The 7,487-nt window shown below is 37.1% G+C and carries 5 protein-coding genes and 1 rRNA gene; all 6 read left to right on the plus strand.

Features of this window, described 5'->3' with window-relative positions; translation table 11 throughout:
• Positions 1-106: ribosomal RNA gene (gene rrf / locus KM885_RS17355) — 5S ribosomal RNA — on the plus strand; the annotation flags it as partial.
• A gap of 308 nt (positions 107-414) precedes the next feature.
• A complete protein-coding gene (locus tag KM885_RS17360; protein WP_047186538.1) occupies positions 415-2,241 on the plus strand; it encodes a sigma-54-dependent Fis family transcriptional regulator in 1,827 nt (608 codons plus the stop codon).
• Positions 2,242-2,404: 163 nt separating this feature from the next.
• Positions 2,405-3,757, plus strand: coding sequence for a dihydrolipoyl dehydrogenase (gene lpdA, locus KM885_RS17365; RefSeq protein WP_204798825.1), 1,353 nt, complete (start codon positions 2,405-2,407; stop codon positions 3,755-3,757).
• A 25-nt stretch (positions 3,758-3,782) separates the two neighbouring features.
• Complete coding sequence (locus tag KM885_RS17370; RefSeq protein ID WP_047186540.1) at positions 3,783-4,730, plus strand: thiamine pyrophosphate-dependent dehydrogenase E1 component subunit alpha; 948 nt, start codon at positions 3,783-3,785, stop codon at positions 4,728-4,730.
• Between the two features lie 23 nt (positions 4,731-4,753).
• Positions 4,754-5,797 (plus strand): alpha-ketoacid dehydrogenase subunit beta, encoded by a 1,044-nt coding sequence (locus tag KM885_RS17375; RefSeq protein WP_047186541.1) that lies wholly within the window; start codon positions 4,754-4,756, stop codon positions 5,795-5,797.
• Between the two features lie 23 nt (positions 5,798-5,820).
• Complete coding sequence (locus KM885_RS17380) at positions 5,821-7,086, plus strand: dihydrolipoamide acetyltransferase family protein (RefSeq protein ID WP_047186542.1); 1,266 nt, start codon at positions 5,821-5,823, stop codon at positions 7,084-7,086.
• Positions 7,087-7,487 lie beyond the last annotated feature (401 nt).

Below are 7,487 nucleotides of genomic sequence, written 5' to 3' on the forward strand. Positions count from 1 at the left end.
GATGGCGGAGAGGTCACACCTGTTCCCATACCGAACACAGAAGTTAAGCTCTCCAGCGCCGATGGTAGTTGGGGGTTACCCCTGCGAGAGTAGGACGCCGCCAGGCAAAACTAAAAGACAGGATAGGATGAAAAATCTTATCCTGTCTCTTTATATTGGGAAAAGCTTTGATAAACACAGTATTCTTTCCAAACAATTAATCTTAACTATTATGATAAAGAGTTATTTAAACAATTTAATAGTAATTTTACGTTACATATTTCGGAGGGAATAGTGATTTATCAAGTTTTATTCTTCTCATTTGAGTTGATGTCCATTGATATTTTAAAAGTGAATAAATAGCCCATACTTAACATAAATCATAATGAAGTATATAATTTAAGTACATAAAAACTTAACAGGAGGATCAATAACATGGGTAGGAAAGTTGTTTCAAAACAAATTTGGCAGCGCTTTCTCTATGAGGGGACAATTGGATTGAAAGAAACGAATATATCTAGTGAAATAATTGAATCCTGGCAGTTTTGTAGAAATCAAAATGTAAACCCATATTGTGGTAAGGCTGGAAAGGTCTTAGATTTACAATCATTAAAACGAAAGAAGAAGCAAAATCAATTATTGCTAGATTTAGCCAAACCACATATTGAACAATTAAGAGATTTTTTAAAAGGCTGGCGTTATGTAACCACTTTAACAGATTGTGATGGTTATATATTATTTGAAGAAGGAGAGAACACGGTTAAACATGCGGCTGATAAAATCTATTTTATCGAGGGAGCGAAGTGGGGAGAGAAGGAAGTTGGTACTAATGCGATTGGACTTGCTCTACGCTTGAAAAAGCCGATAACGGTTAAGGGATATGAACATTTCTCAGTTGCCTCTCAAGCATGGAATTGCACTGCTGCTCCAATATTCGGACAGGATGATAATTTAATTGGTGTACTTAACATTTCCAGTCTGTATCGTTCGATTAACTATAATTATGTTTTAGCATCTATAAAATTAGCTGCTGATTCTATTTCTTTAGATTTGAAACAACAAGTGCAAGAGGATTTGGAACTGCTGATCCAACCCGATTTTAACTCCGACCAGAATGCAATCATATGCTCAACTAATGAAGTTATTTATTCATTACCAACGGGACTATCTTCTACGTATCATTCTCTCATCGGATGTACCTTATCTGAATTTATTAAAGAAACGGATATACAACTATCAAATCTACGTATCCCTATTAAAAATGGAAATAGGATTATTGGATATCGTATCCCTATCGAAATGCCTTTTAAGGATTCTTCAACACTTAACTTTAAAGGTGTGAAAGGTACGAGTGCAACATTTCAGAAAGTATTGGAGGACGTTAAGAAAGTTTCTGCTACGGATACATCGGTACATATATATGGAGAAACCGGTACTGGGAAAGAAGTTATATCTCAGACCATTCATGATAACAGTAGTCGTTCCAACGGTCCTTTCTTAACAATAAATTGCGGTGCATTACCTGAAGGATTACTAGAAAGTGAATTGTTTGGATATGAGCCAGGATCTTTCACTGGTGCAAACAACAAAGGATATAAAGGTAAATTGCAACAAGCTAATGGTGGAACATTATTTCTTGATGAAATCGAAGAAATGTCATCATCGATGCAAGTGTCATTATTAAGAGCTCTACAGCAAAGAGAAATAACACGTATCGGAGGGACAGGCTCGATTCGTCTCAATATCAGAATAATTACTGCTTCTAATGAGGATATTCGAAAGTTGGTAAAGGAGGGGAAATTCAGAAAGGATTTGTTTTATCGGATTTATGTTTTCCCTATTCAAATACCTCCACTAAGAGAGAGAAAAGAAGATATCAAACACTTCATAAATGACTATTGTGAGAGGGAAAGATGGTTTCCTAGTTGGATAAGGAGATTGGAGAAGATTTTCATGCAGGGAGAGTGGCAAGGGAATGTGCGTGAACTATATAATGCTTTGGAACGATGCAAAATATTATTTACCAATCAAACACCAAACGATGAAGAGTTATTACAACTTGTCTCCGTATTAGAACCAACTTCACTTTCCGCCAAGTCCCAACCTAAGAAAATAGAAAACTATGATGTTAGAACACAATTAGAGATTAAAAGAATGAAAGAAGCGCTAGCTAAATATAACGGTAGGGTATCTAGAGCTGCAGAAGAATTGAATATATCAAGAGCAACATTATATAGAAAGATAAAGAAATTCAACTTATAATTCATAAAATATTTGAGAAAAAATGAGACGATTTGAGAAAAGCGTCTCATTTTTTTATTTTTTATTTTCAAAGTAATTGAAAGCGGAGTCATAGCAAGATATTACTTGTTGGCATGTTTTTTGCATATAAACTAGTGAAACAGCGAAGAAAGGAGTTGATACATTGAAAGTATTTGATGTAGTCATCATCGGTGCAGGTCCAGGTGGATATGTCTCAGCTATTCGAGCTGCACAGTTAGGGAAGACAGTTGCCATTGTGGAAAGAGAAAAAATTGGTGGAGCTTGTCTGAATGTTGGATGCATTCCTTCAAAAACACTATTAAAGTATAGTGAATTAGTAGAGGGAATAAAGCAAGCAAATGATTGGGGGATTAAAACAGGAGAAGTTTCTATTGATTTTCCCAAATTAATGAACCGAAAAGATCAAGTTATTCGAACGTTAACTGGTGGAGTGTCTCATCTACTTAAGAAAAACAATGTCACCGTCTTTCAAGGGGAAGCAAAAATAAAGGCAGATTTAACGGTTGATATTGGTGCAGAGAGAATTAGTGGGAAAGATATTTTATTAGCAACTGGTAGTAAACCATTTGTACCTCCAATTAAAGGATTGGAGGAGATTGATTACCTGACAACAGATACATTTTTTGATTTGAAAAAACTACCCAAATCACTAGTAATTATTGGTGGAGGCGTTATATCCGTAGAATTGGCATCTGCTATGGCACCATTAGGAACGAAAGTAACGATTATCGAAGTAGCCCCAGATATCTTAATGACTGAGGATGATGATGCGAGAAAAATTATTAAAAAGCAATTAGATAAGCAATCGGTTCAAACTATTATAAAAGCAAAAATTAAAGAGGTAAAAGAAAACAAAGTAATTTTATCTAATCAAGAGATACCTTTTGATAAACTTTTAGTCGCAACAGGAAGAAAGCCCAATATTAAATTGGCACAGGATTTGAATTTGAAAATGGATGAAAGTAATAAATTTGTTGCAGTAAACGAGGTTTATGAAACGAGTAGAAAACATGTTTACGCAGTAGGGGATTTGGTTGGGTCCTATCAATTGGCACATGCTGCGAGTGCAGAAGGAATTGTTGCTGTACATGAAATGGCAGGCGATCACAGTTTAAATCTTGACCAAACAAAAATTCCAAGATGTGTTTACACACACCCAGAAGTCGCTTCGTTTGGATTAAGTGAAGAACAGGCGAAAGAAGCTGGTTACGATGTGAAAGTAACCATGTCAAGTATTGGCGGAAATGCTAAGGCTATTGCTATGGGATCGACAGAAGGCTTTGTAAAAATTATTTCTGAAAACAATTATGAAGAGATCTTAGGCGCTGTTATCGTTGGTACTGGTGCGACAGAACTGATTGGTGAGATCTTAACCATGAAACACGCTGAGGGGACCGTTACGGAATTGGCAACAATGATACATGCCCATCCAACTGTTTCAGAAACAATTGGTGAAAGCGCCAATGCCCTATTTAAACAAGCTATTCATATGTAAAAAGCATTAAAGGGAGGAATTTGAAATGGAAAAGAAAACAGCTCTATGGATTTATCAAAAGATGAATGAGATTCGATTTTTTGAAGAACAAGTTCGTCGTATCTTTGGAAAGGGTCTTATTCCAGGTTTTGTTCACTTGTATGCTGGTGAAGAAGCTGTTGCAACAGGGGTTATGGCTCAGTTAGAAGATAGCGATTATATCACCAGTACACACCGTGGTCATGGACACGCTATTGCAAAAGGTTGTGATATTAATGGGATGATGGCAGAAATTATGGGTAAAAAGGATGGATTAGGTGGAGGTAAGGGTGGATCAATGCACGTTGCTGATATCGATAAAGGTATGCTTGGTGCCAATGGGATTGTTGGTGGCGGCTTTGGTTTAGCAGCTGGTGCTGCACTTTCTATTAAGACGTTAGGTAACGATAATGTGGCGGTTTGCTTCTTTGGGGACGGCGCCTCGAATGAGGGGACATTCCATGAAGGCTTAAATCTTGCTTCGATTTTGGATTTACCAGTTATCTTTGTTTGTGAGAACAATCAATTTGGTGAAGGAACACCGTTTAGATATGCAAGTGCGTCTGAGACTGTTGCGGAAAGAGCGTCAGCCTATAATATGCCAGGTGTACGTGTGGACGGAATGGATGTTGAAGCAGTGTATAAAGCTACGGAGGAAGCAATTGAAAGAGCAAAAGCTGGTAAAGGACCTACATTAATTGAATGTGATACGTATCGTCAATACGGACATTTCGAAGGTGACGAACAAAAATACAAATCGGAGGATGATCCAAATAGAGACCGTGATCCAATCATAGAGTTTCGGGGGAAGGCGGTTGAGAATGGTTGGATAACAAAAGAAGAAGCAGATTCCATTGAATCAGCAGCAGAAAAGACGATTGAAGATGCTGTTGCATTTGCTGAGGTTAGCCCATTACCTGATGAATCATCCTTATATAAAGACGTTTTCGCATAAAAAAAGTAAAAGGAGGAATTACAATGGCTGAAAGGAAAATTTCATTTATGAACGCTATCACAGAAAGCATGGATATGGCAATGGAAAAAGATGATCGGGTTATATTAATTGGAACAGACGTTGCTGGTGGAGCGGAAGTTGATCACCTCATCCAAGATGATGTATATGAAGATGCATTTGGTGGTGTATTTGGTTTGTCAAAAGGACTCGTTGGAAAGTATGGGAGGGAAAGGGTTATTGATACACCGATTGCAGAGCATGGTTATTTTAGTGCTGCAGTAGGTGCAGCTGCTACTGGATTACGGCCAATCTCTGAATTAATGTTTAATGATTTCATTGGCTTTGCCTTAGACCCTATATTGAATCAAGGAGCTAAGATGCGCTATATGTTTGGTGGGAAAGCTAAAATACCACTTACTGTACGAACGGTACACGGAGCAGGTGTTGGAGCAGCTGCGCAGCATTCGCAAACCTTATATGGAATGTTTGGATCTATACCGGGAGTAAAAGTGGTTGTTCCGTCTAATCCATATGATGCAAAGGGTCTGATGTTAGCAGCGATTGAAGAGGATAACCTTATCGTTTTTTCAGAGGATAAATCGATTTATGGTATGAAAGGTGAAGTACCGGAAGAATATTATACAGTAGAGATTGGTAAAGCAAGCGTTACGAAAGAAGGAAAGGATCTTACTATCGTTGCAATTGGCAAAATGGTTCATGTAGCGCTTGAAGTAGCGGAAGGGTTGGAAAAAGATGGGGTTTCTATAGAAGTAGTCGATCTAAGAACGGTGGCACCATGGGATGAAGAAACCGTTTTAGAATCTGTAAAGAAAACAGGAAGACTCATTGTAATTGATGAGGCAAATCCGCATAACAACACTGCTACAGATGTAGCTTCAGTCGTCGCTGATAAAGCATTTGATTATTTAGATGGACCTATTAAAACTGTTTGCGCACCGGACACACCTGTACCATTTGCCGCGAATTTGGAAAAAGCATATATTCCAGATGCGAACAAGGTGTTAAAAGTGGCAGAAGAATTAATTTTTGATTTAAAAAAAGAATAAACTTTTAGGAGGTGAATGATTAAATGAGTGAACCCATTGTAATGCCAAAATTAGGGATGACGATGACAGAAGGTACAATTGTAGAATGGCACAAAGAAGTCGGAGACCACATCGAACAAGATGAACCAATATTGACAATTAGTTCAGAAAAGCTTACCCAAGAAGTGGAAGCACCAATTGCAGGTGTTCTGTTAGTCAAAAATGCGGATATTGGTGATGAAGTAGAAGTAGGAGGGATGCTTGGAGCAATAGGAGAAGAAGGTGAACAGGTCGGGAATGCTTCTGTTTCAATAGATGTTGAAGAGAAGGAGAAAGAATCGGCCATTGTTTTTGAAACATCAAAAGAAAAAGATCCTAATTGTCAGTCAGATGATAAGGAAGGAAAGACAATTAAAGGTGAGCGGATATTTATTACCCCATTGGCTAGAAAAATGGCCAAGAAAATGAACTTTGATATAGAATTAATCAAAGGTACTGGTGGTAATGGGCGAATTACGAAATTGGACATTCAGCGAGTGGAAGCTAATGGGTTCGATTATCAACCAGCAGAAACATTAGAAGTGGAGGAAAGGACAAAGAATTACGTTGATTTAGAAGCAGTGGGCGAAGGGCTCTCACCAATGCGCAAAGCTATTGCTCGTGGAATGCGTGGAAGTTTAGCACAAACAGCACAGTTAACCCTGCATCGAAAAGTAAATGCAGACAAACTGATTGATTTCCAAAAATCACTACGAAAGGAAATTGACAAAAGTAATCTAGATGTAAAACTTAGTATAACTGTACTAATTGCTAGAGCAACCGTTCTTGCCTTACAAGATTACAAGAAAATGAATTCTCTCTACTATAACGGTGAGCTAAAAGAATTGGATGAGGTTCATTTGGGAATTGCCACATCACTTGAGGACGGTTTGGTTGTCCCAGTTGTTAAAAATGCACATCAAAAAACAATTGGAGACCTTGCAAGAAAAATCAAAGAAATCTCAACCAAAGCTAGAAATGGAGAAGCAAGCGGTGATTTACTCTCGGGTGCTACCTTTACGATTAGTAATATGGGTGCAACGGGAATTGAATACTTCACTCCAATTCTAAATTCACCAGAAAGTGGTATTTTAGGTGTAGGTGCATTACAGGAGGAATTAGCCTTAACGGAAGAGGGAAAAGTGAAACAAGTTAAGAGAATCCCGTTTAGCTTAACTTTTGATCACCAAATTCTAGATGGTGAAACAGCAGCACAGTTCTTAAATCTAGTAATGAAATATATTGAATCACCTTATCTACTAACCTTATAAATAAACAAAAGAAAAGACCTTGGAAGATATTTTAATTACTCCATATATCTTCCAAGGTCTCAAATTTCTTACTTCAGGTTTTCATATGAAGGATTTACTTAGTTTATAATAATTGTAAATAGATAGATGAAAGTGTGCCAAGTGTATAATGAAGGCTAGACCATAGTATTTTCAAGAAAAGCCGATTTTATTCGAGAAATTCTATGACCTTTTTTAAATTTACAAAAATAAAGTATAAATACTCCCCCTTCTTGCAACTAGGTATTGCTCAAGCCGAATAACACAAAGGAAAATTTATATAGAGGAATGAAATAAAATAATTTTTATCCTTAATTATTCATACTTCCATGTGCCTAAGTAAACAAGGTTCAAATTCTATATTTTTTCAAATTATAAATATA

This window comes from Oceanobacillus caeni (assembly GCF_019037185.1).
GTDB lineage: Bacteria > Bacillota > Bacilli > Bacillales > Amphibacillaceae > Oceanobacillus > Oceanobacillus caeni.

What these genes read in the sequence shown, in the direction of transcription:
- KM885_RS17380 (WP_047186542.1), top strand. Translation starts at nt 5,821, where the DNA reads ATGAGTGAACCCATTGTAATGCCAAAATTAGGGATGACGATGACAGAA.
- KM885_RS17360 (WP_047186538.1), top strand. Translation starts at nt 415, where the DNA reads ATGGGTAGGAAAGTTGTTTCAAAACAAATTTGGCAGCGCTTTCTCTAT.
- KM885_RS17370 (WP_047186540.1), top strand. Translation starts at nt 3,783, where the DNA reads ATGGAAAAGAAAACAGCTCTATGGATTTATCAAAAGATGAATGAGATT.
- KM885_RS17375 (WP_047186541.1), top strand. Translation starts at nt 4,754, where the DNA reads ATGGCTGAAAGGAAAATTTCATTTATGAACGCTATCACAGAAAGCATG.